Source organism: Peribacillus sp. NPDC097284 (assembly GCF_044761765.1).
Lineage (GTDB): Bacteria > Bacillota > Bacilli > Bacillales > DSM-1321 > Peribacillus.
Genome location: NZ_JBIWCZ010000002.1, coordinates 181,450 through 208,106 on the forward strand (window position 1 = coordinate 181,450; position 26,657 = coordinate 208,106).

The 26,657-nt window shown below is 40.6% G+C and carries 30 protein-coding genes; 21 read left to right on the plus strand and 9 right to left on the minus strand.

The window, feature by feature from the left end:
• Positions 1 to 167 precede the first annotated feature (167 nt).
• The 3 genes from ACIQXU_RS06645 (at position 168) to ACIQXU_RS06655 (ending at position 2,297) form a co-directional block, all read left to right on the plus strand.
• Positions 168 to 953, plus strand: a complete 786-nt coding sequence (locus ACIQXU_RS06645; protein ID WP_402987702.1) for an SDR family oxidoreductase — start codon at positions 168 to 170, stop codon at positions 951 to 953.
• 39 nt (positions 954 to 992) lie between these two features.
• On the plus strand, positions 993 to 1,865 hold the full coding sequence (locus ACIQXU_RS06650; protein ID WP_402987705.1) for an NAD(P)-dependent oxidoreductase: 873 nt from the start codon (positions 993 to 995) through the stop codon (positions 1,863 to 1,865).
• Between the two features lie 66 nt (positions 1,866 to 1,931).
• Entirely contained in the window at positions 1,932 to 2,297 is a 366-nt protein-coding gene (locus ACIQXU_RS06655; RefSeq protein WP_402868000.1) for a hypothetical protein, read from the plus strand.
• An 88-nt stretch (positions 2,298 to 2,385) separates the two neighbouring features.
• Here the strand turns inward: ACIQXU_RS06655 and ACIQXU_RS06660 are convergent, their stop codons facing one another.
• Positions 2,386 to 3,528: an aminotransferase A gene (locus tag ACIQXU_RS06660; RefSeq protein WP_402987708.1), complete on the minus strand. Its 1,143-nt coding sequence runs from the start codon at positions 3,526 to 3,528 to the stop codon at positions 2,386 to 2,388.
• A 166-nt stretch (positions 3,529 to 3,694) separates the two neighbouring features.
• Here ACIQXU_RS06660 and corA point away from each other — a divergent pair, with 166 nt between their 5' ends.
• The 3 genes from corA (at position 3,695) to ACIQXU_RS06675 (ending at position 6,434) form a co-directional block, all read left to right on the plus strand.
• On the plus strand, positions 3,695 to 4,669 hold the full coding sequence (gene corA / locus ACIQXU_RS06665; protein ID WP_402868003.1) for a magnesium/cobalt transporter CorA: 975 nt from the start codon (positions 3,695 to 3,697) through the stop codon (positions 4,667 to 4,669).
• Between the two features lie 106 nt (positions 4,670 to 4,775).
• Positions 4,776 to 5,282, plus strand: a complete 507-nt coding sequence (locus ACIQXU_RS06670) for an RDD family protein (protein ID WP_402956116.1) — start codon at positions 4,776 to 4,778, stop codon at positions 5,280 to 5,282.
• A 246-nt stretch (positions 5,283 to 5,528) separates the two neighbouring features.
• Positions 5,529 to 6,434 (plus strand): chemotaxis protein, encoded by a 906-nt coding sequence (locus tag ACIQXU_RS06675; RefSeq protein WP_402868006.1) that lies wholly within the window; start codon positions 5,529 to 5,531, stop codon positions 6,432 to 6,434.
• Positions 6,435 to 6,483: 49 nt separating this feature from the next.
• Here the strand turns inward: ACIQXU_RS06675 and ACIQXU_RS06680 are convergent, their stop codons facing one another.
• Positions 6,484 to 6,990: a YkyB family protein gene (locus ACIQXU_RS06680; protein WP_402987711.1), complete on the minus strand. Its 507-nt coding sequence runs from the start codon at positions 6,988 to 6,990 to the stop codon at positions 6,484 to 6,486.
• Positions 6,991 to 7,305: 315 nt separating this feature from the next.
• Complete coding sequence (locus tag ACIQXU_RS06685; RefSeq protein WP_402956118.1) at positions 7,306 to 7,683, minus strand: hypothetical protein; 378 nt, start codon at positions 7,681 to 7,683, stop codon at positions 7,306 to 7,308.
• Between the two features lie 118 nt (positions 7,684 to 7,801).
• On the opposite strand from ACIQXU_RS06685, the gene ACIQXU_RS06690 reads away from it, so the two are divergent.
• Positions 7,802 to 8,182 (plus strand): fluoride efflux transporter FluC, encoded by a 381-nt coding sequence (locus ACIQXU_RS06690; protein ID WP_402987714.1) that lies wholly within the window; start codon positions 7,802 to 7,804, stop codon positions 8,180 to 8,182.
• On the plus strand, positions 8,179 to 8,535 hold the full coding sequence (gene crcB, locus ACIQXU_RS06695; RefSeq protein ID WP_402868011.1) for a fluoride efflux transporter CrcB: 357 nt from the start codon (positions 8,179 to 8,181) through the stop codon (positions 8,533 to 8,535). Before ACIQXU_RS06690 ends, crcB begins: the two co-directional genes overlap by 4 nt.
• A gap of 143 nt (positions 8,536 to 8,678) precedes the next feature.
• Here the strand turns inward: crcB and ACIQXU_RS06700 are convergent, their stop codons facing one another.
• Positions 8,679 to 9,539: a metallophosphoesterase gene (locus ACIQXU_RS06700; RefSeq protein WP_402868013.1), complete on the minus strand. Its 861-nt coding sequence runs from the start codon at positions 9,537 to 9,539 to the stop codon at positions 8,679 to 8,681.
• A 160-nt stretch (positions 9,540 to 9,699) separates the two neighbouring features.
• On the opposite strand from ACIQXU_RS06700, the gene ACIQXU_RS06705 reads away from it, so the two are divergent.
• From ACIQXU_RS06705 to ACIQXU_RS06720, 4 genes are all read left to right on the plus strand, one after another.
• Positions 9,700 to 11,556, plus strand: coding sequence for an SLC13 family permease (locus ACIQXU_RS06705; protein WP_402868015.1), 1,857 nt, complete (start codon positions 9,700 to 9,702; stop codon positions 11,554 to 11,556).
• 200 nt (positions 11,557 to 11,756) lie between these two features.
• Positions 11,757 to 12,962: an EAL domain-containing protein gene (locus ACIQXU_RS06710; RefSeq protein WP_402868016.1), complete on the plus strand. Its 1,206-nt coding sequence runs from the start codon at positions 11,757 to 11,759 to the stop codon at positions 12,960 to 12,962.
• Positions 12,963 to 13,034: 72 nt separating this feature from the next.
• Positions 13,035 to 13,265 carry a hypothetical protein gene (locus ACIQXU_RS06715; RefSeq protein WP_402868018.1) on the plus strand — a complete coding sequence of 77 codons (231 nt, stop codon included), beginning with the start codon at positions 13,035 to 13,037 and terminating at the stop codon, positions 13,263 to 13,265.
• A 193-nt stretch (positions 13,266 to 13,458) separates the two neighbouring features.
• Positions 13,459 to 13,959 carry a DUF3993 domain-containing protein gene (locus ACIQXU_RS06720; RefSeq protein ID WP_402987717.1) on the plus strand — a complete coding sequence of 167 codons (501 nt, stop codon included), beginning with the start codon at positions 13,459 to 13,461 and terminating at the stop codon, positions 13,957 to 13,959.
• A 77-nt stretch (positions 13,960 to 14,036) separates the two neighbouring features.
• On the opposite strand, the gene ACIQXU_RS06725 is transcribed toward ACIQXU_RS06720, so the two are convergent.
• Both ACIQXU_RS06725 and ACIQXU_RS06730 read right to left on the minus strand, forming a co-directional pair.
• Complete coding sequence (locus ACIQXU_RS06725; RefSeq protein ID WP_402868022.1) at positions 14,037 to 14,270, minus strand: glutaredoxin family protein; 234 nt, start codon at positions 14,268 to 14,270, stop codon at positions 14,037 to 14,039.
• A gap of 53 nt (positions 14,271 to 14,323) precedes the next feature.
• Complete coding sequence (locus ACIQXU_RS06730; RefSeq protein ID WP_402987720.1) at positions 14,324 to 15,301, minus strand: MBL fold metallo-hydrolase; 978 nt, start codon at positions 15,299 to 15,301, stop codon at positions 14,324 to 14,326.
• A 183-nt stretch (positions 15,302 to 15,484) separates the two neighbouring features.
• Between ACIQXU_RS06730 and ACIQXU_RS06735 the strand changes: the two genes are divergently transcribed.
• The 8 genes from ACIQXU_RS06735 (at position 15,485) to ACIQXU_RS06770 (ending at position 22,179) form a co-directional block, all read left to right on the plus strand.
• Positions 15,485 to 15,724: a YkuJ family protein gene (locus ACIQXU_RS06735; protein ID WP_402868027.1), complete on the plus strand. Its 240-nt coding sequence runs from the start codon at positions 15,485 to 15,487 to the stop codon at positions 15,722 to 15,724.
• Positions 15,725 to 15,855: 131 nt separating this feature from the next.
• The gene (locus ACIQXU_RS06740) at positions 15,856 to 16,002 is read left to right on the plus strand and encodes a hypothetical protein (RefSeq protein WP_402868029.1); all 147 of its coding nucleotides are present in this window, start codon (positions 15,856 to 15,858) and stop codon (positions 16,000 to 16,002) included.
• Between the two features lie 124 nt (positions 16,003 to 16,126).
• The gene (gene cbpB, locus ACIQXU_RS06745; RefSeq protein WP_402868031.1) at positions 16,127 to 16,567 is read left to right on the plus strand and encodes a cyclic-di-AMP-binding protein CbpB; all 441 of its coding nucleotides are present in this window, start codon (positions 16,127 to 16,129) and stop codon (positions 16,565 to 16,567) included.
• A 91-nt stretch (positions 16,568 to 16,658) separates the two neighbouring features.
• Positions 16,659 to 18,203, plus strand: coding sequence for an MDR family MFS transporter (locus ACIQXU_RS06750; RefSeq protein ID WP_402988018.1), 1,545 nt, complete (start codon positions 16,659 to 16,661; stop codon positions 18,201 to 18,203).
• A 320-nt stretch (positions 18,204 to 18,523) separates the two neighbouring features.
• Positions 18,524 to 19,408, plus strand: coding sequence for a transcriptional regulator CcpC (locus tag ACIQXU_RS06755; RefSeq protein ID WP_402868033.1), 885 nt, complete (start codon positions 18,524 to 18,526; stop codon positions 19,406 to 19,408).
• A 127-nt stretch (positions 19,409 to 19,535) separates the two neighbouring features.
• Positions 19,536 to 20,246 (plus strand): 2,3,4,5-tetrahydropyridine-2,6-dicarboxylate N-acetyltransferase, encoded by a 711-nt coding sequence (dapD, locus tag ACIQXU_RS06760; protein WP_402868035.1) that lies wholly within the window; start codon positions 19,536 to 19,538, stop codon positions 20,244 to 20,246.
• Positions 20,247 to 20,316: 70 nt separating this feature from the next.
• Complete coding sequence (locus tag ACIQXU_RS06765; protein WP_402868037.1) at positions 20,317 to 21,447, plus strand: N-acetyldiaminopimelate deacetylase; 1,131 nt, start codon at positions 20,317 to 20,319, stop codon at positions 21,445 to 21,447.
• 72 nt (positions 21,448 to 21,519) lie between these two features.
• Positions 21,520 to 22,179, plus strand: a complete 660-nt coding sequence (locus ACIQXU_RS06770) for a potassium channel family protein (protein ID WP_402868561.1) — start codon at positions 21,520 to 21,522, stop codon at positions 22,177 to 22,179.
• An 84-nt stretch (positions 22,180 to 22,263) separates the two neighbouring features.
• On the opposite strand, the gene rnjA is transcribed toward ACIQXU_RS06770, so the two are convergent.
• Together rnjA and ACIQXU_RS06780 are read right to left on the minus strand one after the other, a co-directional pair.
• A complete protein-coding gene (gene rnjA, locus ACIQXU_RS06775) occupies positions 22,264 to 23,934 on the minus strand; it encodes a ribonuclease J1 (RefSeq protein WP_402868038.1) in 1,671 nt (556 codons plus the stop codon).
• Between the two features lie 3 nt (positions 23,935 to 23,937).
• Positions 23,938 to 24,150, minus strand: a complete 213-nt coding sequence (locus ACIQXU_RS06780; RefSeq protein WP_402868040.1) for a DNA-dependent RNA polymerase subunit epsilon — start codon at positions 24,148 to 24,150, stop codon at positions 23,938 to 23,940.
• A gap of 894 nt (positions 24,151 to 25,044) precedes the next feature.
• Here ACIQXU_RS06780 and ACIQXU_RS06785 point away from each other — a divergent pair.
• Complete coding sequence (locus ACIQXU_RS06785) at positions 25,045 to 25,812, plus strand: Cof-type HAD-IIB family hydrolase (protein ID WP_402868042.1); 768 nt, start codon at positions 25,045 to 25,047, stop codon at positions 25,810 to 25,812.
• A 71-nt stretch (positions 25,813 to 25,883) separates the two neighbouring features.
• On the opposite strand, the gene def is transcribed toward ACIQXU_RS06785, so the two are convergent.
• Entirely contained in the window at positions 25,884 to 26,438 is a 555-nt protein-coding gene (gene def / locus ACIQXU_RS06790) for a peptide deformylase (protein ID WP_402987723.1), read from the minus strand.
• Positions 26,439 to 26,657: the final 219 nt, after the last annotated feature.

Consider the following 26,657-nt stretch of genomic DNA (forward strand, 5'->3'; position numbering starts at 1 on the left):
TCCCCCTTTTAAAGCCGGCTGGGTTTCCCAGCCGGCGATTTTTTTGGGGGAATAGGATAAAACTCTCCGGGGAATTGGGATATTGATAATTCAGATTTTTCACTTTATACAATAAAGGATATAATAAAATCATGTTTGGTATTTTTTATGAAAAAGGGGGAAGTACAGTGGATTTATATTTACAAAAGAAAAATGCCTTGATTCTGGCCTCGAGCCAAGGGTTGGGAAAGGCAATAGCGGAAGAGCTTGTTAAAGAAGGTGCCAACGTCATGCTCGCTGCGAGAAGTGAAGAAAAATTGGTGGCAGTTCAAAAGGAATTATCAAAGATCGGCAAGGGGAAAGTGTCGTATAAAGTGACGGATATTACAAAACCTGATGATATTAAGTCGTTGTTGGAGAAAGTGGCTGAAGAATTTGGCGGGCTAGATATCCTTATCAATAATGCCGGAGGTCCTCCAGGGGGGACATTTAATGATTTTAGTGATGCAGACTGGCAACATTCATTTGAACTGAATTTATTGAGCTTTATCCGAACCATTCGTGAAAGCTTACCGCTTCTAAAAAAACAAGGCGGCAAGATCGTTAACATTGCATCGTCTTCTATTAAAGAGCCAATACCCGGCCTATTGCTATCGAATACTTTCCGCACGGCAATCGTGGGATTGGCGAAAACATTGGCTACAGAGCTAGCACCAGACAAGATATTGATCAATACGGTTGGACCGGGTCGAATCGCAACCGAGCGCATTCAACATCTGGATCAATTCAATGCCGAGAAACAGGGTGTCTCAACTGCAGATATCACAGGGAAAGCCCTTAGTAACATCCCGCTTGGGCGTTATGGCGAACCAGAGGAATTTGCGAAGTTCGTAACCTTCCTCGTTTCTGGGGCCAATACATATTTAACCGGCCAATCTTATTTGGTAGATGGAGGGATGGTTAAATCCATCTAGTTTGCATTAATTCACAGATGATTCGAAGGGAGAATGAACATGAAAGAGAAAAACACAGTAATCGGATTTATTGGTACAGGGGTTATGGGAAAGAGCATGGCGGGAAACTTGCTTAAAGCAGGTTACGAGGTACATGTTTATACCAGGTCCAAGGAAAAGGCAGAAGAGTTGATTGGTAAGGGGGCAAAGTGGGCAGCAACACCTAGGGAGATTGCCCAACAAACGAATGTGATCATTTCCATGGTCGGGTATCCGAGTGATGTCGAGGAAATTTATCTGGGGGAACAGGGCCTTATTGAATGTGCAAAAGAAGGGACACTTTTAATAGATATGACAACCTCCACACCCTCCTTGGCCATGAAGATAGCGGGAGAAGCACGGAAAAAGGGGCTGGAAGCTCTTGATGCCCCAGTTTCCGGAGGAGATGTGGGTGCCCGTGATGGCAATCTAACCATCATGGTGGGCGGAGATCCTGCTGCATTTGAAACAGTACGCCCAATTCTTGAGTGCATGGGAAGCAATATTGTTCATCAAGGCCCTGAGGGTTCAGGTCAGCATACGAAAATGTGCAACCAAATAGCGATTGCCTCCAACATGATCGGGGTTACGGAAGCCATCTCATACGCTACAAGGGCAGGGCTTGATCCGGAAAAAGTCCTCCAAAGCATTTCCTCGGGCTCTGCCGGCAGTTGGTCCCTATCCAATCTTGTCCCACGAATGGTCAAAGGTGATTTTGAACCAGGGTTTTATATCAAGCATTTTATTAAAGATATGAAAATTGCACTTGATGAAGTGGAGAAAATGGGGTGGGATGCGCCTGGATTAACTTTGAGCAAATCTCTGTATGATGGGCTTGCAGAGGCTGGTGAGGAGAACAGCGGCACCCAGGCTTTATATAAACACTATAATTAAAAGTGCTATCCGCTCCTTTTTTGAATAAGCTGTAAGCGACAGCCTTTACAAAAAGGAGAGATACGTATGGGTGACTTTGACGATATCCACATGAAGTTCCAGGAACTTGAAGATGGCATATATATTGTCCGAATCGAGGGGTATAAACGGGAAAAAACGATTCACCAAACAAAGCCCATTCGTTGGGAATTGAAATTGATGAATGAGAGCCCCTTGATCTTACCGGTGAAATTCAGTCATATCGAGACCGATGCTGGTTTTCAAATATTAATGAGGGAGTTAAAAAACCTAGGGCATTCGAAACCGCGAAACGCCAGGGAATTTGAAGAGGTGATGACGGATCTATTGGGTTCAATAGTCGAGGTCAGCCTTACGACAACCAATAAGGAAGAAGGCTATCGCGAAGTGCGATTCTTACGAAGGTTGTATTAATATTGCCATACTCTCTTTTTTACAAAGAAAATGGCCTCAACGGTTCCTACTGTTGATGGCCATTTTTTTGTGCATACTATACTCACAGTTATTTTAAAAAGGCTGCGATACGATCCAATCCTTCTTTAAGTGTTTCCATGGAATAGGCATAGGAAATCCGGAAGTATCCTTCCCCCAGTGGCGAGAAGGCATCTCCAGGAACGACAGCTACCTTTTCCTGTTTTACTAGTTCCAGGCAGAACTCCAAGGAGGATGGGTAGCCTTCAGGCAGTTTTACGAAAAAGTAAAAGGCACCATCCGGTTTGACCACATCCAGATCCATTGCTTGTAATCGGTTGTACACGTAGTCCCTCCTACTAGCATATTCCGTTTTCATGGACATGCTATCGTCTTTTCCAACTGTTAACGCAGCTAAGGCAGCACGTTGCGAGATGGAGGAGGCACAAGTTACGTTATACTGATGGACCTTTAACAAATGTTTAGAAATCGACTCGGGAGCAAATAACAGACCAATCCTCCAACCAGTCATTGAATGGGATTTTGATAAACCATTTAACACAATGGTTTGTTCCCTTAAAAAAGTGGCGATTGAAACATGATCCTGGTCGAAAACCAACTCGCTATATATTTCATCGGCTAAAATGAAAATATCCTTGCCACGCACGAGCTCTGCGATGTCCTGTAGCTCTTCTGCCGTTAGTGTGACCCCGGTTGGATTTGAAGGGTAAGGCAAAACGATGCAACGGGTTTTTTCGGTTATGTATGTTTTTAGGATATCAGCGGTCAAACGAAAACCGTTCTTAGTCGTGTCAGCGTAAACAGGCTCGGCCCCGCTCATTTTAATGATCGGCTCGTAGCCTGGATAGACGGGGCCTGGGAGGATCACTTCATTTCCAGGGGTGAGGATGGTCCGAAATGTAATGTCGATTCCTTCGCTTGCTCCCGAAGTTACGATGACTTCATTGACTGGATTGTATGAAAGCTGGTATTTATCTTTTACATAAGCGCTCGCGGCTTCCCTTAATTCCAAATATCCGGCATTATGGGTGTAAACCGTATAATCATCATCAATCGCCTGTTTTGCGGCTTCCTTAATATGTCGGGGTGTAGGGAAGTCGGGCTGACCTATCGTTAAAGAAATGGTCCCTTTAATATCGGCGACTAGATTATAGAATTTTCGGATTCCAGATATTTGAACCTCTTTTACAAGCGGGTTTACTAAATGTTCCATTTGAATATCCTCCTTGTTCTTATCAGTTTGTGAATGGTTATATGAATGTATCAAATCCATTCTATTTTATCATTTTGTAAGGGGAGAGGAAAAAATACTTTTTGTGATTAATGTATTGAAGGTATAATGAAGTTCAAGATCAAGAAAATTTTGAGGATTGATATAAATGATTAGAACCTGTGCCATAACAAAAGAAAAAGAGGTCATTTTTGATTTAGAGCTAAAAAAATTAAGTGATGATTATATTGAATGGTATTGGGTGGACTTTTCAAAACCTACTGTAGAGGAAATAAAGGTGCTATCGAGCCATTTCCACTTTCACCATTTAGCCATCGAAGATTGCCTTGATGACTATAACCAGCGGCCAAAAATGGATTTTTATGAAGGCTATCAATTCCTCGTGATACATGCCATAAGGCAGAAAATCTTCAAGGCTGTCGAATTGGGTCTTTTTATCGGGGAAAAATGGTTGGTCACATTTCATAAGGAAGAACTCCAGGAACTAGAAGAGGTTTGGAGGGAAATCCCTGAGTTGGAAACCTTAAAGCAAGGGCCGTTCTTCTTGATGCATAGACTGATTGACCGGGTCGTCGATGAATTCTTTCCTCCTGTTTATAAAATGGAAAGCGAGCTTAACAGTATCGAGGATAACACGGAGAATGAAACGATATCGGAATTGATGAATCAGCTATTCGATTTGAGAACGGATTTGTCGAAGCTTCGGCGTACAATCTTGCCCATGCGTGACTTATTGTATAGGATGATTACTTCTGATAGGTTGAACTATTTAAAGGATCAGCATCTATATTTCCATGATGTATATGATCACCTTATTAAGCTAACGGAGATGCTTGAATCCTATCGGGATTTTTCTTCAGATATTCGCGATAGTTATCTGTCGGTCAATTCGAATAATATGAATTCTACGATGATGACTTTGACTGTCATTACGACCATTTTCATGCCACTCACTTTCATAGTGGGCGTGTATGGTATGAACTTTAAGTATATGCCTGAATTGAATTGGCACTATGGCTATTATGTAATCCTTGGGATGATGGGTGGCATTGCTTTTATGATGTTTTTATATTTCGTCAAAAAAGGCTGGTTGGAAATAGGTAAAAAGTCTCGTAATAGGTAAAATCGATTAAGCGATCTGCCATATTGATGGAACAATGATAAAAGTCTTTGTTATAATGGATAGGTTATCATTAATTTCCAAAAATGTGAAAGAGAGGTAGTTTATTATGGAAAGATTAGTAGAGGTTTATCCAGATGAAGGAAGAGAGTATGCAGGTTTTTGGATACGATTTGGTGCCAATATCATTGATGGAATCATAATCGGTATCCCCACAGGAATCCTGATGACCATCGTGAATCTAATTTGGCTCGGCAGCATGTCAAGCGTTCAGGAAGACATGCTTGATCCCAATTATGAGCCGGGAGGCGGAGAAATCTTGGCCTTCATGGGCGGGACTTTCATCACCTTATTTTTAGCTATACTTATTAGCTTTCTATATTATACTCTATTACACTCTTCGAAATGGCAGGGGACTGTCGGGAAAAAACTGCTTAATATTAAAGTGGTGGATTTAAATGGAAATCGTATCGGTTTCGGCAAGGCTGCGGGCCGCTATTTCGCTACGATTATTTCAGGAGTCATCCTTTATATCGGCTATATCATGGCCGGGTTCACGGAAAAGAAACAAGCGCTCCACGATATGATAGTCGGAACGCTTGTCGTAAAAAAGTAAATGAATCAAAGTAGGGAGGCTCAAAGGTGGGCCTTCTTTTTTTCGTGTGCCTCGGTAATTCATTTTCACAATATTATTTTTTGCCCAGGATTCTAAACAATCGGCGTAAATAACCGAATTATTAGGTAGAAGTCATTTATCTATAAGGTAAAGGTTTTTTTTGCTAAAATGTATTATTTTTCAATCTAGAAAAGTAGTATATTGAATAAATAAATGATAGATGTAAGGGAAGGGCGAGATAAATAAATGGAAGCCAATAAAGGAATATTACTTGAAAGCGGTACGAATGAACTTGAAATCGTCGAATTCGGGATTGGAAAGAATAAATTCGGCATAAATGTAATTAAAGTGAAGGAAATCATAAATCCTGTACATATTACCCTTGTGCCTCACTCCCATCCGAATGTGGAGGGGATCATTGAGCTTCGTGGTGAAGTGCTTCCTGTCGTTAATGTAGCTGATGCCTTAGGGTTTCCTGCATCGGAAAATCCAGAACAGGATAAATTCATAGTCGCTGAATTCAATCAGCAAAAAGTCGTCTTCCATGTCCATACGGTGACACAGATCCATCGTATCTCATGGACACAAATCGAAAAGCCTTCGGATATGTATCAAGGCTTGGAAAGCCAGATTATCGGCGTTATCAAACTAAACAGTGAAATGATATTATTGCTGGATTTTGAGAAAATCGTCGTCGAAATCAATCCTGAGTCAGGAATCAATGTTCAGCAGGTTAGAAAACTTGGTCAACGTCAAAATTCCGAAAAGAGAATCTTGATTGCTGAGGACTCGCCATTACTGCGTAAGTTGCTGTTCGATACATTGACTGAAGCCGGATTTAAACAATTGGAGTTCTACGAAAATGGTCAGGATGCCATCAATTATTTGGAAGGGCTCGTAGAAGCCGGCAAAACGATTGTGGAGGAAATCCAACTGGTGATTACGGATATTGAGATGCCTCAAATGGACGGGCATCATCTTACTAGAAGAATTAAGGAGAATGGCAAACTCGCTGAATTGCCGGTCATTATATTTTCATCGTTGATTACAGATAGCCTACGCCATAAAGGGCAGGTAGTCGGTGCGGATGCACAGATCAGCAAACCGGAGATTGCGGAACTGATAAGATTGATCGATCAATTTGTTTTATAACCTATGAAAATGGGACGAGGAAATTAGATCCTCGTCCCGTTTTTTTCTTTTAATACTTTGAACCTTTTCCTAAAAAAGAAGAGGGGAATGGATTGTGAAAGGGCTGTTTAACTTGACTCCGTCCATATGACTTTTTTTCGGCCTTTACAGGGCTGGTTTGTTTTTCGCCAGCTTGTCCAACGTAAGTTTGTAAAATTTGCTTTGCTTTTGATAGTGACAAGGCAGCTTTAGGATTTCGTACGGACGCTGCGCGACTGCCGAGATGGGGGAGGGTTTTTAAGTCTTCCTTCGTAGGCGGTAGGTGAAAGACGTATGATCCACATTCAACAATGACATCGGATTGTTGCGCGGCAAAGCGAGGGTTGTCAGAAAAATGGAGTCCCATCTTCTTCGCTTTTCCTTCTTGCATGAGCTTATTTAATGCGAGCTTCTTTAGATTGTACAGATTTTTAGGCTCCAATGCAGTCTTAGCATGTTTATTTACTATAAACACTGCTTGGGCAAGGGAGTTTATCGAAAACTCATCCATTTCAGAATGTCCTTTCGTTTGATTCATAGTAGAAACTCCTTTTCATCATAGGTTTAGAAGTAATGCTATTGAAATAGATTTCTTCAATCAAGTCTACCGTTTATTTATATTGGTGTGATATTAGGCTTGTAAGGTAGAGTCGGATGGAAAATAGTTCAAAAATTTATAATTTAAAGTTATTCCCAACACTTTACCATCTATGCATTTCATATTATACCACTACAAAATATATAAGGAAGCAAATTCTAATACTGTGACGCTTTAATTTGTGAAAAACTATAAGGTAAAGAACTTGTATCCATTAAGAAAAGAAGGCGGTTCATTCCGCCTTCTGTGCAACCCTTATTGGGTGTAGATATTAATATTTTCATTGACTGCGGCTTGTGCGCCGAATTGTTGTGGGTAGCCCTGAAAACCTTGGTACCCCGGATATCCCTGATTGCCTGGATAGGGAGGGGCAGGATAAGGAGGGTAAGCGGGCGGATAGGGAGGATACGGCGGATACGGCGGCGGGTACGGTGGACGGTTGTTGAATAATAACGGACCTACTGCTAATCCAGCCACAAATGATAAAGGGAGCAATAAAGGAAAGAATGGAAAGAAGCGTTCATCGTTCCCATATTCAATTCCCATTTCATCCCCGTATCCGTTACGATATACATTTTGCGGATGTGGATATTGTTGGTAGGGATAGAAAGGATAATAATATTGTGTTTGCATGGTTGGCCTCCTTTTCTCTATGTCTTTACATAGTATGGTTTATTTTATGAAAAGAGCCTGTTCCAGCTGAATCTGTTATAATGAATCTATTCGTTTTTCAAATAGTTGAGGTGGTTTTATGGAGCCTTTTAAGAAGGTTTTGGCCGTAGGTTTTGGAGGTGCGGGTGGAGCATTATTACGCTATTCAATTAGTGCCTCGACATCCGTTTTTTTCTTTCCATTTGGGACGCTCCTTATAAATATAGTAGGGTGTTTTTTGCTTGGAACGATAAATGGGTATTTCGCCTCTAAAAAAAAGTCACTCGTTTTTTTAGCTCTTGGTAGTGGGTTTTGCGGAGGGTTTACCACCATGTCTACATTTTCTCAGGAAATGGTAACGCTTATGCGGCATTCCATGATTCAAGCAGCGATTTATCTAGGAGCTACGCTTGTAATGGGACTGTTTGCTGGTTTTATAGGGCTGCGTCCTTTTACTGACAAAAGAGGTGAGACCTTGTGATTCATGTTTTCTCCGTTTTGATTGGAGGGTTTTTCGGTGCAGCCTTCAGATATATGTTTCAGACTTTATTTAATAAGCTTCTGCCTTCGAAGCCCATACCATTTAGTATTTTGCTGATTAATCTAATTGGATGTTTCGGGTTAGGATGGATCTTTCCAAGAAAGGAAGAATGGGAACTTTCTATGCAGCTGATGCTTTCAATGGGATTTTTCGGTGCTTTTACGACTTTCTCCACTTTCAGTATGGAAGCTCTTGACCTTATGAAAAAACACCGCTACATAGAATGTCTTATCTACATAACGGTATCGGTTATTGGTGGCATCTTGGCGTTCCTATATGGTTATATGCTTTAAAGGTCTTATCCATTAACACTTTTGCAGGATGGTAAAATTATCGAGGTGTTTCCATTCACCATCTAATGCTATAATTCACTACATAGGAATTTTCACGCACAGGCTTTGTTAATGAGTCTGGCGATTTTCCCCTGTATTTCTTGTTATTCTGCTCTTAGTTCATAAATGGTCAATTCAGGGCGCGATAAAAAGCGATAAGGAAGTCGGGTTGTGCCAAGACCTCGGTTAACATGTAGAGTCAAGGAACCAAGATCAAAGGTCCCCTCCGTATACTTTTCGGCATATGGGGGAGTGACAAGGGCACCAATCAAAGGAATTTGAACTTGCCCGCCGTGACTGTGCCCGCTAATCTGATAGTGGATATCATAAGTGCTAGATATATCTGCCAGGTCTGGAGCATGGGAGAGCATAATGGTGAACCCCCCTTTTGGTATACCTGAGAGAGCCTTTTCAAAGTCAGGTTTTCCGAGCATCGCATCATCCACACCAGTTAGGAATATTTCTTCTGCTGAAAGTAATGAAACCCGGGCGGAATTATTTTGCAACATGGTGAAATTCGATTTTTCCATGATATCTCGATATATCTCGGAGCCATACCCACCGTGATCATGGTTACCGAAAATGCTGAACTTGCCCAAGGGCGCTTTAAGTTGATTCAACACAGGTGGGATTTCATTTTGAGCATTATATTTATTGGGCTCGTCCATCAAATCACCGGTAAATAAAACAATATCCGGATCCATTTGGTTTATCTTCTCGACAATCGCTTGCAAGTCACTAAGCTGAAATTGAAAGCCTAAGTGGGTATCGCTGAACTGTATCATTTTCATACCATCAAAACCTTTAGGAATAAGAGGGTGGCTGATAAAATTGTGCTTTATTTCTAACCACTTTGGCTCTAAGTTATGGGCGTAATATCCACCCCCAACGCTTAAACCAGTTACAGTCGCCAGCGTACGCAGGCCATTTTTTATAAATGTTCTTCGGGAAATACTTTTACTCAAATTAATCAACCTATCTACATTAAGAATGTTACTTCCTCATATTAACAAACAATGTACATAATTAGAAGAAATCTCTTCTATAGGCAAAGGGAAACCTAGTTTATTGGAGTCGAATGGTTAATATCCAGTTTAAAACTGACATTTACACGGAGGTAGCATGATGACCGAACCAATGTTTATTACACTGATTATACTTCTATGCGCGTTCGCGCTTTTTATACAAGGTAAATTTCGTGCGGATTTAATCGCTCTTTGTGCCCTTGCTGTTCTGGGGCTGACTGGCATACTTACATTTAATGAACTGGTGGCGGGGTTTGCCAATCCCGTAGTGATTATGCTAGCGGCCCTATATATCGTCGGGGCAGGATTATTCAATACTGGAATCATAGAAAAGATAGGAAACAAATTGCTTAACTATTGTGGTGGGAATGAGTGGAAGTCACTATTGATCGTCATGGTAACGGCAGGCCTATTAAGTGCACTATTAAGCGGTACCGGTATTGTTGCCATTTTGCTTCCACTTGTAATGAGCATGGCTTTGCAACAAAAAACAAGTCCGACCCGTTATTTATTGCCACTGGCCTATGCATGCAGTATTGGCGGACTCATTACACTAACCGGTACCCCGTCAAATATGATTGTAGCCAATGTATTGAGGGAAAATGGGTTAGAGACATTTTCTTTCTTTGATTTCGCACCAATCGGTTTGATTGCATTTATAGCTGGGCTTTTCTTCATGCTCACACTGGGACGTTTGCTATTACCGGAAAAAACAATTGCAGCCAATAATAGTGTAAAGGGCTTATCTGCGGGGGAACTGGCTGGAATGTACAAAGTGTATGATCTTTTGCATTACCTACACATTCCTGCTTCATCGGATATTGTCGGAGAAAGGCTATCCGACCTTCAGCTTCCCATTCAATATGAATTGACATTAATTGAAATTCAACGGAAATCCAAAGACAAGCAGTTGCCGTTGCTTCAAAAGCAACAAACGATATCTGCCAGGGCCAATGAGGTACTGCATCCGGATGACATCATTTTGGTTTTTGGTGAAGAAGACGCGGTTCAGAGATTAGCGGAGCACTATGAATTGGAATTCAAACACTTTAATACGGAACAAATTAAGAAACATTTCCTTAGCAGTAAATTTGGTTTGACGGAAATATTGATCGTCCCGAACTCGGACTATGAAAATCAAACTCTTATTGATGTTCATTTTCGTGAAAAATACCAATGTAACGTGCTTGCAATCAATAGGAATGGTGAATATATCCAGGCGGATGTCGGAACAGAGCGTTTGAAACCTGGCGATGCGATATTGATTCACGGGGAGTGGGAGAATATCGAGAGGATTTCTTCCGATCTAGAGGATGTGATAGTGATAGGTACAACCTCAGAAGAAAGTTCCGCTGTGGATTCAAAATCCAAAACGTGGATTGCCTTGACCATAATGGGCATCATGATCGTTCTATTATCGATTGATTCGATTCCTCCTGCTTTGTCGGTCCTTACCGCTGCCTTGCTGATGATCGTAACTGGCTGTGTCCGTTCCATGGAAGATGCCTATCAAAAGATAAATTGGGAACCTATCCTATTAATTGCGGCCATGCTGGGGCTGACCGCTGCTTTTGATGATACAGGTGGTGTCAGGATGATAAGTGATTGGATGGCTTTATTATTCAATAATATTGGTGCACATGGATTATTGGCGGTCTTTTATCTCTTGACCCTGATCCTGAGCCAATTCATCCCGTATGGGGCAGCTACAGTCGTTATGACGCCCCTGGCATTAACCTCGGCAGTCAATCAGGGAATCGATCCCGTTCCGGTTTTCCTCTCACTGGCGGTTGCAGGAAGCCTGGCCTTGGCGACACCAAGAGTGGCGACTACAAATGCGTTGGTCATGACTGCGGGCGATTATAAATATGAAGATTTCACCGTCATAGGCATTGCGACACAAATCTTCATCGGTGTCATCGTGGTCATAACGATTCCATTGTTCTTCCCATTTTAATCGTGCATTAAAAAGGCCATTGTTCGATTTTAGAACAATGGCCTTTTACTATATCCGAGTAAAATAATAGAGATTCCTTCCTATATTTTTACCCATATAAAGGGTGAAAAGGGAGGATTGCGAAAGTTAGTATTATCAACGCCAACAACTAATGGTATAATTTTTGCATATTGATGTTTCGTAATTAGGGGGAATACATCATGGATGCAGAAAAAATATTAAAGAATTTAGACAGGGTAACACCTTTTTTTCAACCCATTTTCAGTGCAGATCAACATCAGGTCATCGGGTATGAAATACTAGGGCGCTATGAGGAAAAGGGCGAATATGAAAGTCTTGGTACTTTTTTTCACGATTCTTCCGTGCCTGAAGAATATCGGATAGAAGTGGATAATTATGTGTTGGAAATAGCTCTCGAACGAATAAGGGATTATGGTGAGGATTTTCTCATTTTTATTAATCGCGATCCCAATTTGCTTATGCTCGATCATGGCGAAGAATTTATGGAAATTCTCCATCGTCACTTTCAACCGGAGGAAATGAATAGAATCGTTCTTGAACTATCGGATACGATCAGCCCGGAAAACTACGAACCATTACAACATGTACTCGCCTATTTTAAAACATACGGCATTAAAATAGCATTTGATCATCTTGGGGAAGATAGTCAACTCGATCATATTGCTCAGATTTCTCCGAATATTTTAAAAGTGAATTTGAATCAACTTCGAATATCAGGGGGAGACGCATACCAGGTCATTCTCTTCTCGCTCAGTATGCTAGCACGTAGGATAGGGGCCAATTTACTGTTTGAAAATATCGAGTCTGAGTACCAGCTCCGTTTTGCTTGGAAGAATGGGGGGCGTTATTATCAGGGGTATTTCTTAGCAAAACCTGACGGGGAATTTATTGATAAAGATTTACTTCGAGAAAAATTTCATCAGGAATGCCAATCTTTCATATCTCTGGAAACAAAAAAGATGGAAGCCGTTTATCAAAAAACCCTACAGTTTAACGAAGGCATGCAAGATTTCATCAAACAACAAAAAGGAAAAGGTTCGCATGAGGAATTCCTCGGAATCCTGGCGAAAAAATTGGATTCAGTATGTTTTCGGTTATATATTTGTGATGAAGAAGGGTATCAGAAATCGCCTAATATTCTTCATAAAGACGGACAATGGGTGGTCCAACCTAAATATATGAATCATAATTGGAGCTGGCGCCCTTATTTCCTTGAAAATATCGTTAAAATGCGCAATGAAAAAAAAGGCATTTTATCTGATCTGTACAGTGATATCGAAACGGGGGAGACGATTAGAACCTTTTCATATCCGCTGAATAATAAAGAATATATTTTCTTTGATTTGTCCTATAGCTTCCTCTATGAAAACGAAGCCTTGTTATAAAAGCGGATGCAGGTATAATATTGTTCAAAATGTGTAACGATAAGCAAAAATAATGCTTGGAGGAGACATATTTTGAGTACATATATTTGGATTCTACTCATTGTCGTAATCATCATGTCGATATATTTACTCTTTTATACCTATTCTGTTGCAAAAGGGCAGAAAGCGGTCAAAGGGAAGTACGATTCGTCTCTCGATGATTCAGTAAAAGAGCATCCATATTTGTGGAATCCGATTTTTATTTCTTTATTGGTTGCAACGGTCTTGATTGCTGGTTTCATTTTTTATTATGCATTTAAATAATTCATAAGAAGGAAGATTTCGGAAATTATGAAATCTTCTTTTTTTATGGAATAGCGAGAAGAAAACTACCAATATTCGGGTAGTTTTCCAATATGGTATTTTTTTTCAGTTTGGTCTTATCCATGGCGGGTAAGGAAAAGTATAGACAAAAACCGGTATGATTCGGATATTATACTACCTAGGAGATGAAACTATGAAAAAATATTTAGTTGCTTGCGTCGTTAGTGCTCTTCTTTTAATCGGAGGCTTACCTGTTACTGCAGAAGAAGGCATACATAGGGAACAAGTATTTTCGTTAATGCAGGAAGCATTAAATGATCAAGGTTCACTCAGTGAGGAAATAAGAACGGAGAAAGACATTAAAGGAAAACTGAATGATCACTTCACGGAAGAGTTCATAGATAAGTTTTATAAAGCCAATGTCGTGCAAGTCGAGGGAGGTTATATGGCCTTCGGTTCGGATTTCGCACCCTATTATATTCCTTTCTTTAGCTATGATGATCATACAGAAGTAATCTATGGGGAAAACTTGGACTACATGTATGTACAAGAGTCATTTGAGGCATCAGAAGGGGGCCCTGTCACTTCCGGGAAACATGTAGAGACAGTTACCTTGAAAAAAGAAAATGACGTCTGGAAGGTTGCCGACGTTTCATATGAAAGCGCAAATCAAAAAGAACAGGCAGATAAGTAATATAGTTGATTGGATAATCGAATATCCAGCATGAAAAAAGTCTAAAGAAGGATGATCTTCTTTAGACTTTTTTAAAATTAAAGATTCAATTCCTTTTCAATGGCATCGATATTAAAACCAATGATGGCTTTTCCATCGATGACTACTGTAGGTGTGGAATATGATCCATATTTATTAGTTAATTCTTTGCGGGCATGCCCATCTGCTTTAATATCTTTTTCCTTATATTCGATATTGTTATCATCCAGAAACAATTTCGTTATCTTGCAGGGAGGGCATTCGGGTTGTGTATATAGGGTAATGTCTTTCATGATTTCCTCCAAATAATCTTTAATTGAGTTCTTATTCATTATAAAGAATGGCACTACTTTTGGATAGGATTATATCCTGGGTTATCACGTTTGACCAAATAGTCGATTAACCCCATGGAACAGACTTCCAGGTCCATCCTAATAATCTCGAACACGGGATGGTCCCCCGTTATGCCCATTGATGCAAGGTGGGTGGTGACTTTATCGAAAATCATTTCTATAGTTGCATCGACTTGTTCCTTGAACGTTTTGTATTCGTTGAAGGCAGTTTCAGCTGTTTGAACGAAAATGGGCAACCAGTAACGCAATTGTTTATATACTTCCGTTGGATTATCCGAAACGCCGTAATGGCCAAAATATATCCGATTCACATCCAAACTTTCATACAAATCCGCAGCGGCAAGCATCGCTATGGGATTAAATTGATTAGGTGATGTAGAAGGTAAATATAATTCGATGCCATCTGGTTCAAGTTCACGATAGTACACACCGACCGTATCACCGGAAAACATTCCTTTTGAAACTGAATCGTATATGCTGAGATGGTGGTTTGCGTGGCCTGGGGTATCATAAAAGGTCAAGGTACAGTTGTCGCTCGTTTCAAGGGATTCCTTGTTTCCCTTAATAATGATTTTTTCGTGCGGAACTGGAAGGATGGGGTTGAAAAGTTTGTCGAAATCCGCACCGTAGACCTCTTTTGCCCCTGCAACCAATCGCGTTGGATCTTCAAGATGGCGCGCACCTTTTGGATGGACAACCACTTTTGCGTTCGGGCAATGCTGTAAAAAAAGGCCAACCCCCCCTGCATGGTCCAAATGAATATGGGTTAGAATGATATATGTAATGTCTTCTAAAGCTATCCCCAGCGCTTGCAACCCCTTGAGTACATGAGGGATGGAGGGGCTGGCGGATGTCTCAACTAAAGTAATGACCCTATCGGCCATTACATACGTACCAGTTCGGTTCTCCCTACCTAGATCAAAACCGTCAATGAGAGAAACACGATAACCGAGATCACTAACCTTAACCAATAAAATGCACCTCCGGAAAATTTTTTGTGTACAAAATTCATTCCTTATTTTATTCTGATAATAGTAGCATGTAAAGAATGAAGGTTTTAATTATTCTGAATTTATTTCAGCGTGGCTACTGTATAGAAAAGTATGGTATAGTGAAACCTATCGAAAAGGTTTTATTCAGAAAGGAGAGGGAGTATGTCTCAATTACAGGGCATTCTTACCAGATTGAAAAGTCTTCAAGAGCAAGCAAAGGAATCTGAATCTGCTCAGCGTTTTTTTGAAATAGATGGTGTGAAAAAATGCCAGGTTACATATTTCAGCAAAACAGAAATGTTCGAGCTTGAAGTATACAGTGATAAAGGGAAATCATCAAAATATCAATTCGATAATGTTGATATGATTACCATTGAAATCTTTGATCTTCTTCAATCTTAATTTAATTTGTAAAAGCTGCATTCCATTAGGAAAGCAGCTTTTTTATTTTGTTTATTAGTGTGATTTAGGGAGCCAGGTGGTTTGAATGAATACAATGACTTTATGACACATTATAAAGAGGAGGGATGAAGATGAAAAAACCAAAAGCGATATGCCCTGTTTGTTCCGATGAGAGGATATTAGAGGATGTTTTAACCGCCCAGTCCAATCAAAATGTTATTTATCGATGCCCTGAATGTGGTTATGAAAAAGGTGATATCAAAACAAGCAAGGGGTAATCGACCTTTTAAAAGGTCCCTTTTTTTGGAATTGAAGGGGTGTTTGATTGGGCCTTTTCTGCGTGTTTATGTTAAACTAGAATAAGGGATATATATATAAAAACATATGGTAAGGGGTTTTAACATGATCGGTACTCATGATGGGGATTTATTGGAATCCAGCGTGAAAGACTTAATGATTTCTTCTGAACGCGTGGCCCACGTGCAGGTAACCAATAATTTAGAACATGCGCTTTTGGTATTAACGAAGAGCGGTTATACGGCCATTCCTGTGTTAGATCCAATGTACAAACTGCATGGCTTAATCAGCACACCAGTCATTCTCGACTCTATCTTGGGACTTGAGAGAATTGAATTTGATAATCTGGAGAATAAAAAAGTTTCCGAAATTATGAATATAGATATACCTCGTCTGAATATAGACGATCCATTGATAAAAGGGGTAGAAATGTTAATTGATCATCCATTTGTCTGTGTTGAGAATGACGAACATCTATTTGAAGGCATTCTTACGAGAAGGGCGATTTTGAAGAAAGTCTTTAAAGAACAATTGTTGCCTGAATGAGGAAATATCCATAGTAAATGAACAGTTTACCTCAGACTCGCCAAGTGGCGAGTTTTCTTATTCTACATAAATCACTAAAAATGGGTTAACCATAGATATCATATTAGTTGAGAGGATGCGTAACTTGGTACAAGCAATAAATACTTCGAACGGTCAAAACTTAAAATTAAAGCGGCCATTCATCCTTGCGGCGATCATGATGGCGATGTTCATGAATGCAATTGAAGGTACCATTGTGTCGACGGCCATGCCTGCCATTGTCAGTGACCTGGGTGGCTTTTCATTATATAGCTGGGTTTTTTCCGGCTATTTACTTATGAATGCCGTGACGGTCTTGATATATGGAAAGTTATCCGACATAGTCGGTCGAAAGCCTGTTCTTTTATTTGGCATTATCGTCTTCCTGATTGGTTCGGTTCTATGTGGCTTTGCTGACTCGATGACGGAGCTCATATTTTATCGATTTCTGCAGGGGTTTGGTGCCGGGGCGGTCGCGCCAGTAGCCTCAACCATTGTCGGGGACATTTATAAGAATGAAGAGAGGGCCCGCATCCAAGGATACCTCTCAAGCGTATGGGGTATTTCTGCTGTCATGGGACCGGCATTGGGCGGGTTGATTGTCGAGTCTCTTTCTTGGAGACTTGTATTCTGGATCAACATTCCCCTGGGTTTACTATCATTTGTTGGAATCTGGATGTTCCTTCATGAAAATATTGAAAAGAAAAAACGTGATATTGACTATATAGGGGCGGCATTGTTAACTTTATCGATATCAACCTTGATGGTGGTCCTTGTCCAAGGTGGAGTAAAATGGTCCTGGGCTTCTACTCCAGCCATTTCACTTGTTGGAATTGCCGTCGTTTCGTTTGTTTTATTCATCGTTCAGGAAAAAAGGGCTTCCGAGCCAATGATGCCATTTGAAATATGGAAAGAGCGCTCAATTTTAATAGCGAACCTTGTTTCCCTGACAACAGGGGTGATGATGATTGGGTTGTCGAGTTTCCTTCCAACGTTTGTTCAAGGGGTAATGGAACGCTCACCGACAGTTGCAGGTTTTACACTGACTGCCATGTCCATTGGTTGGCCAATTGCTTCGGTTTTTGCTGGTAGACTCTTGTTAAAAATAGGGTTTAAGGCTACATCACTCCTTGGTGGGGTTTCTTTGATTCTTGGAAGCGCGATTTTAGTTTTGATGAAGCCAGAAGCTGGTCCACTTATTGCAGCAATGGGATCTTTCTTTGTTGGGGTGGGGATGGGTTTGACATCGACATCTTTCATCGTCGTCATACAAAAGACGGTCAGTTGGGAACGCCGGGGGATTGCAACTGCCTCGAATATGTTCATGCGGAATCTTGGGAATACTGTGGGAGCCGCTTTACTCGGGGGAGTCATGAATACAAGGCTGCAAGCCTATTTGAATGAACATGCAGCAGTTGAATCAAAAGTGACGATCGACACAGCCAATAAATTATTGGATAGTGAAGAGCGTGCTATGCTGCCTAAAGATGTAGTAGAGGTATTACAGGAAGGACTTACGACGTCCCTGCACACCATTTATCTCATCGTCCTACTTTTTGCCGTTATCAGTCTAGTGACTCTGACAAGACTAAAGAGAAGGGAAAAGGGAACTGAATAGTTAGAAAGAAGAGGCAATCTACACATGGGTTGCCTCTTTTTTTGGATGCTCAAGGTCATGCCTACACGAGTGACAAGATGAATCACTGAGGCGTTGGTCACGCCATGTAAAATGAATTTGAACTGTTGGGTGGGGGGGTTCTTTCGAGAATTTAGATCATGGCACTCTAGACGCCGCAAACCCGATGATGAGCAATAAAACATCATCATGAGTATCATTCCATTTCTTTTCTCTTGTAATATAGGTGATCTTTGTTGATAATTAAATTTATATAAAATGAATCAATGTGATAAGAATTAATTATCAAGAGGTTGGTGTGTATGTCTTTTTCAGAATATCATTTATTATCCGTTTTGGCCCAGGAGATGAATATGAGGAAAGCTGCGGAGCGTTTATTCGTTTCCCAGCCTGCGCTTTCACAACGTCTGCAAACAATAGAGAAGGATTGGGGATCAAAGTTGTTCCTGCGTTCGCAAAAAGGGCTTTCCTTGACACCTGCTGGTGAAGCGGTCATTCGATTGGCTAATGATATATTGGCCAAGGAAGAAACGGTGAGGGAAAGTATCCAGGCAATGGATCATGAAGTATATGGTACCTTGAAAATTGCTTGTGCTTCAATAGTCGGACAGAACTGGTTACCACAAGTTTTGAAAAAGTTCGTACAAAAATATCCCTATGCCAAAATTTCTTTAATCACTGGCTGGAGCAGTGAAATTTTAAAGTCCTTATATGAGGGGCAGGTACATATCGGCATCATCCGTGGGGCACCAGATTGGAAAGGCGTAAAACAGCATTTGTTTACGGATATGCTTTACCTGGTGGACACAGAGATGAAGGAACTGGACCAGGTATTCGAAACGGATCGCCCTTTTATCCAGTTTAAAAGTGATTCGAATTATTATCAGGAAATACAGGATTGGTGGCATCGTCAATTCAAGACCACCCCTAAAAATACGATAGTCGTCGATCAAATTGAAACATGTAAGCAAATGGTATTCAATGGGATTGGCTATGCGATCCTACCTGCCATCACTTTACATGATAAAGACACGAATATCTTTAAGATTCCCCTCTTGGATGGACAAAACCATTCAATCGAACGGGATACATGGCTTTGTGGATATGAATCTGCTTTTCAGCTTAAACAGGTACAAGCCTTCACGGAAGTGGTCAAAGAACATATACGTGATCAAGGCATGTTGTGAGTCTTCGAAAGATGGTGTCACGCTAGTAAAAACCATTTATAAAAAGATATTCATTCCTTGTCTTGTAAGCTGTTGTCTGTTAAATTTAAAACGAGTAACGATACATAATTAGGAGGTTTTACCGAGCATGAACAAAATGGATGCAAATGAAATTATTTCTTTTATCTCCAATAGTAAAAAGTCAACACCAGTAAAGGTATATGTCAAAGGTGAATTAGATGGCGTAGATTTTGGCCCTGCTGCTAAAACTTTCATTACAGGCAACACCGGCGTTGTATTCGGTGAGTGGTCTGAAATTGAAACGGCTATCGAAACAGCTGGATCGAAGATTGAAGATTATGTGATTGAAAATGATCGTCGCAATTCTGCTATACCACTATTAGATTTAAAAGGCATCAAGGCCCGCATCGAGCCAGGTGCAGTGATTCGTGACCAAGTTTCAATTGGTGACAATGCGGTTATCATGATGGGAGCATCAATCAATATCGGTTCTGTTATTGGTGAAGGTACAATGATCGACATGAATGCAACTCTTGGAGGACGTGCAACAGTGGGCAAAAACTGTCATGTGGGGGCTGGAGCTGTCCTTGCTGGTGTCATTGAGCCACCTTCAGCAAAACCTGTCGTGTTGGAAGATGATGTGTTAATTGGTGCTAACGCAGTCGTTCTGGAAGGCGTTACAATCGGGAAAGGTTCAGTTGTTGCGGCAGGAGCCATCGTCACGAAAGATGTCCCTCCATACTCAGTGGCTGCTGGTATACCGGCTAAAGTCATTAAACAAATAGATGAAAAAACAAAATCAAAAACTGAAATCATGCAAGAGCTTCGTCAACTTTAATTCCAACCTGAAATATGTTCAAGAGCGTGGATACCTATATCCACGCTTTCTGTATAGGGAGTGAAAAAATATGGAACAGAGCCCGTTTGTTACGATACGGCGCGATTTACATCAAATACCGGAAATAGGTTTTCAAGAATTCAAGACGCAACAATATTTGCTTACATACATAATGAACTTGGCTTCAGAACGAATGGAAGTCGAAACTTGGAAAACAGGGATCTTCGTGAAAATCAAAGGAAATAATCCCAATAAGGTAATTGGCTACCGAGCTGATATCGATGGTTTGCCAATTATAGAAGAGACAGGATTGCCATTTGCCTCTACACATGACGACTATATGCATGCGTGTGGACATGATTTCCACATGAGCATAGGCCTCGGTCTACTGACACATTTTGTTGAATATCCAATCGATGATGACTTAGTATTCATTTTTCAACCGGCTGAGGAAGGGCCTGGCGGGGCTGAACCGATGTTGAAATCCGAGACTATGAAAAAATGGAAGCCTGACATGATACTTGCTCTCCATGTGGCACCTGAATACCCGGTTGGGACGATTGCGGTTAAAGAGGGGCTTTTATTTGCAAATACATCTGAACTATTCATCGATCTGGAAGGCAAGGGTGGACATGCAGCCTATCCGCACAATACTAATGATATGGTCATCACTGCCTGTTCACTTGTGGGACAATTGCAAACCATTGTTTCCCGTAATGTGAACCCATTGGATTCAGCGGTAATCACCATTGGAAAGATTACGGGAGGAACCGTTCAAAATATCATTGCGGAGAAGGCTCGTTTAGAAGGCACTATAAGGACCCTGGACCCTGAAACGATGGTTAAGGTTAAGTCACGGATCGAAGCCCTTGTAGAGGGCATTAAAGTAGGATATGAGTGTAAAGCGACAATAGACTATGGCTGCATGTATCATCAAGTATATAATGATGAGAAGTTGACCAGTGAATTCATGGATTTCACCGAACAATCATCAGAGGTTCAATTGCATCGCTGTACAGAAGCGATGACGGGGGAAGACTTCGGTTATATGTTGAAGGAGATTCCGGGCTTCATGTTCTGGCTTGGTGTAGCATCCGATTATGGGTTGCATCATGCCAAGTTAATGCCCGATGAGAAAGCCATTCAACTTGCCATCGATCATTTAGCAAAGTATATAACGTATAAAGGTAAAAGAGCATAACAGTAGAGGGTATGACCATGGTAAATGATGATATATCCTGTAAGACGAATGGAAGAGTTTGGAGGGCTTACTGTGAAAAAGGAATTTGCAGTGATAGGGCTTGGCCGTTTTGGCGGCAGTATTGTTAGGACCTTGGCAGAAGAGGGAATGGGTGTGCTAGCCATCGATGTGGATGAAGACCGCGTTAATGAATATGCCAGAATAGCTTCGCATGCCGTCGTTGGAGATACGACTGATGAAAACGTACTTAGAAATATCGGTATCCGGAATTTTGAACACGTCATTGTCGCTATTGGGGAAAATATTCAGGCAAGCATTTTAACGACCCTCATGCTTAAAGAACTGGGTGTCAGCAATGTTACGGTCAAGGCCCAGAATGACTATCATGAGAAAGTGCTCCGAAAGATTGGAGCGGATTTCGTGGTTCATCCAGAACGGGATATGGGAAGGCGTATTGCCCATAACATCGGTTCTAATAACATCCTGGATTATCTTGAGCTTTCCGATGAACATTCCATTGTGGAAATCGTGGCAAGCCAAAAGATGAACGGAAAATCGATATTCGATCTAGACATCCGGGCCCACTACGGGTTGAATATTGTCGGGATTAAAAGAGAAAATGAAATTAATGTTTCGCCCCAGGCCAATGATTTGATCCATAAAGGGGATATCTTGATAGTCATTGGAGCCGATTCTGACATCAATCGGTTTGAAAAGAAAATCGTCGATTAAAAAAAGGAGGACCTGCCGATTTCTGCAGGTCCTCCTTTCCTTTAAACTAAAAAAAACCCCAGCCATTCGGCTGGGGTTTCTTAATTATTGTACCTCCATGATGATCGGAAGGATCATCGGGCGGCGTTTTGTTTTTTCATATAAGAATGGTGATAGAGTATCTGTAATCTCATTTTTGATTTCAGACCATTGAGTGGTCTTGCGCTCCATCACTTTATTCAGGTGCTTGGTGATGAGGGACTGAGCATCATTGATCAGGTCTCCAGATTCTCTCATGTAAACGAAACCACGTGAAATGATATCCGGACCGGAAGCGATTTTGAATTCCTTCATATTGATGCTGACAACGACAACAACAAGTCCTTCTTCGGAAAGGATTCTACGGTCACGTAAAACGATGTTCCCGATATCGCCGATGCCGCTTCCATCGATATAAACCGATCCAGAAGGGATTTTCCCGGCGATTTGAGCCGTATTTTCACTTAATGAAAGTACCTCACCATTATCCATGATAAAGCAATTTTCCTCAGGTACACCGCAATCCATTGCATGACCTGCATGAAGTTTTTGCATACGGTATTCACCATGAATCGGCATGAAGAATTTTGGCTTGATTAAACGAAGCATTAATTTTTGTTCCTGTTGACCGCCATGACCGGAAGTATGAATATTATTCAATGGACCGGAAATGACATCTGCGCCCGCACGATATAATTGGTTAATGGTTCTTGATACGCTGATCGTGTTACCTGGAATTGGTGAAGAAGAGAAAACGACAGTATCTCCAGGTATAATTTGAATTTGACGGTGAGTTCCGTTTGCAATTCTTGAAAGAGCTGCCATTGGTTCACCTTGGCTACCTGTACAAAGGATGGTCACCTTGTTTGCAGGCATCCGGTTCAATTGCTGTACATCGATAAATGTATCTTTAGGTGCAACGATATAACCAAGTTCTTGACCGATAGCGATAGCTGAATCCATACTACGTCCAAAGACGGCAATTTTACGGCCATTTTCAACAGCTGCTTCAACGACTTGTTGAAGGCGATGGATATTGGATGCAAAGGTTGCAAAGATGATTCGACCATCTACTTTACGGAAGATATCTTGAATCGTATCGCCTACGCGGCTCTCTGACATCGTAAAGTTCTGCACTTCACTATTCGTGCTGTCGGATAGTAAGCACAATACGCCTTCTTTTCCGATTTCGGCCATTTTTGTCAAATTGGCCGGTTCTCCTACAGGTGTAAAGTCGAATTTGAAATCACCAGTATGGACAATTTGTCCAGGAGGAGTTTTAACCACGATTCCGTAAGAATCCGGGATACTGTGAGTCGTACGGAAGAAAGAGACAGAAGTCTTCCGGAATTTGATGACTTCATCTTCACTGATTTCAATCATCGTTGTCTGGCGTAATAGACCATGTTCTTCCAATTTATTGCGAAGTAGTCCAAGTGCCAGCTTGCCGCCGTATACAGGGACATTCACTTTTCTTAGTAAATATGGAATTCCGCCAATGTGATCTTCATGACCATGTGTGATGAAGACACCTTTAATTTTATCTACATTTTTTTCTAAATAGCTGTAATCTGGTATCACATAGTCTATTCCGAGGAGTTCGTCTTCCGGGAATTTAATTCCCGCATCGATGACGATGATCTCATCTTGGAATTGAACAGCATATGTGTTCTTACCGATTTCGCCTAAACCGCCCAAGGCGAATACAGCAGTTTGATCGTTTTTCACAAATTTCATAAATTATCCTAGCTCCAATACTTTAAAATCTTCACTTTGTTTTTCGTATTCCAAATATGCGCCAGCTACTGGTGCTACTAACTCTACGTTATAAGGTTTTTCCTTTAGCTTTAAACGGACGTCGCGGACGGATTCACCTTCCACATACATCGTTTGCGTATTCTCCCTGATGGGAACCTCAGATATGGTTACTTGATAGTATACCTTAAAAACCATTTTAATCTCTCCTCACTTGTTTACATTGCTTTTTTCATTATATATAAAAACAACAATTTTTACATGTTTTTCAACATCATGGAAAAACAAACCCAACTTACCTTTTGGAAGAGGGGTTTTTATTTAACTTATTATACCAATACGGAATAGTATATAAAAATAAATAGCTGAATTCGTAGTTTAACCGACCTCTATCCTTTATCCTTTCCGTTTTTACTACATGTAAAACTTAATTGGATAAAGAAATGTTCCGGAATGGGCCTCTTTAAAAGGAACATCTATGTATTTAAAAAATAATCCTTCAATCAATGCTTGGTGAAATCGGTTTCTTGCTAAAAGAAAGGGGATCACCGATGTGTGAACCTGTGCAAAGATATGGATATTATAGTATGTACATGTAATCTTTCAAAGTAGGCTTAATAAGAACTGTACAACAAGGAAGAAGCCCTCCGCAAGTTTTTGAAGGGCTGTACAAAAAAATCTCGCAAATGGATGACGGCCATTGGCAGAATGAAAATGGCATCATGCGATTGATTTTTTTCTTAGAAGATCATTCCATTGTTTTACAAGCTTTTTACGAAGCTTCTTTAACATGGCGATCACGCTCCCTTAGTTATTATTGTATAGGATTATTCAATAAAGTAAATACGTCTTTACAGGTAAAAGGCTTATTTATGAAAAAAAGGCCGTCATTTCTACCATATGCTTGGTTATCTTGGGAGAGGGCGAAGGGGGATTTAGATGTCTCATATATAATATATGCTGAACCACGAATGAAAAACCTGGATAAATGTGGTGTTTTGAAAAGGAGTTACTTGACTTATTTTAATGACAATTATTAAATGGGTACATATTAAAAAAAGGTAAACTGAATGAATTGGAAGTGAATAGTCAGTGAAAATCGTATTCTTTGATATTGATGGAACATTACTGGATCATGAAAAAAAATTACCGGCTTCAACAAAGAAAGCAGTGAAGCAACTGCAGGATAGCGGAGTCTTCGTAGCCATTGCGACGGGACGTGCACCATTCATGTTTGAAGACTTAAGAGAAGAACTTGGTATCGATACATTCGTTAGTTTTAATGGACAATATGTCGTTTTTGAAGGGGAAGTCATCTATAAGAACCCGTTGAATCTATCTGAAATCAGAAGGCTGCATAAGGCTGCGGAGGAAAATGAAGTGCCTATCGTATTCATGAATGAGGAAACGATGCAATCAAGCGTTCCGTATCATAATCGGATTGAAGAAGCCTTGAGCACTCTAAAATTCCCACATCCGGGGCATCAGGCGGATTTTTATGAAAATAATGACATTTATCAAGCCTTATTATTTTGCTCTGAGGATGAAGAATCGGAGTACGTGGGTATGTACGATAAATTTAACTTTATTAGATGGCATACCTATTCAACGGATGTTTTGCCTTTTGGGGGTTCAAAGGCTGAAGGGATAAAGACTTTGATGAAAAAGGTCGGATTTGACCTTGAGGATGTATATGCATTTGGAGATGGCTTAAATGATATAGAAATGCTTAAAGCTGTGGGGTATGGAGTGGCTATGGGCAACGCAGGACAGCTCGTCAAACAGGAAGCTGATTACGTGACAACGGACGTCGATAAAGACGGCATCCTCCATGGGCTAAAAGAACTTGAATTGATTTAATGTAAGGCAGGCAGCAAGACCCCCACTTATATAAACGGTGGGGGTCTTTGCTGCCTTTACTGGGATGAAACTCATCTTTCAATTGGAATGTAACTTTCTGGGACGTTGAAAGGATCATCATGATTGATGTGATCATAAAACATAATACCATTTAAATGATCGATTTCATGTTGGAAGCAGATGGAGGCCAAACCTTTTAACCGGAGCTGAACATCTTCTCCTTCTATGTTTGTACCGGATACCTTTATACGGGCATAACGAGGTACATAACCAGAAATGGGCCGATTAACGGAGAGGCAGCCTTCGCCGGCGGTAAGATAGGACCTTTCAACGGAATGGCTTACGAGTTTTGGGTTGAATAGAGCATAGCTAATTAATTCGCCTTTTTCATTTTTAAGATGTACAGCGATCATGCGTTTGGATATATTCACCTGTGGTGCGGCCAAACCAATTCCTGCCCTCAAACCATATTTCAAAGCGATTTCAGTATCCTGGCTATTTTGTACATACTCCATTAAGGCGGCCAAGACCTTTTTGTCCTCTTCAGCAGCAGGTAATGGAACTTCTTCAGCCACTTTCCTTAATATTGGATTGTCTTCTTCAACAAAATCATCCATTGTAAACAAGTTCTTTCACCCCACTAAGTTTCATAAATATATGTATGGGATTATTTTAACAAAAATATGCTCGGAAGTTAATATAAGAGACAATGATAGGGAAGAAGGACCATCCCTATCATTATAGTATTTACGGCATTATAGGCTGTTTCATTTTCATTTTCATTTATAATTTTCTTTAATAAGGGTAGTTACATGATATTTTGGGTAAAGGGAGAGGGTGATTAT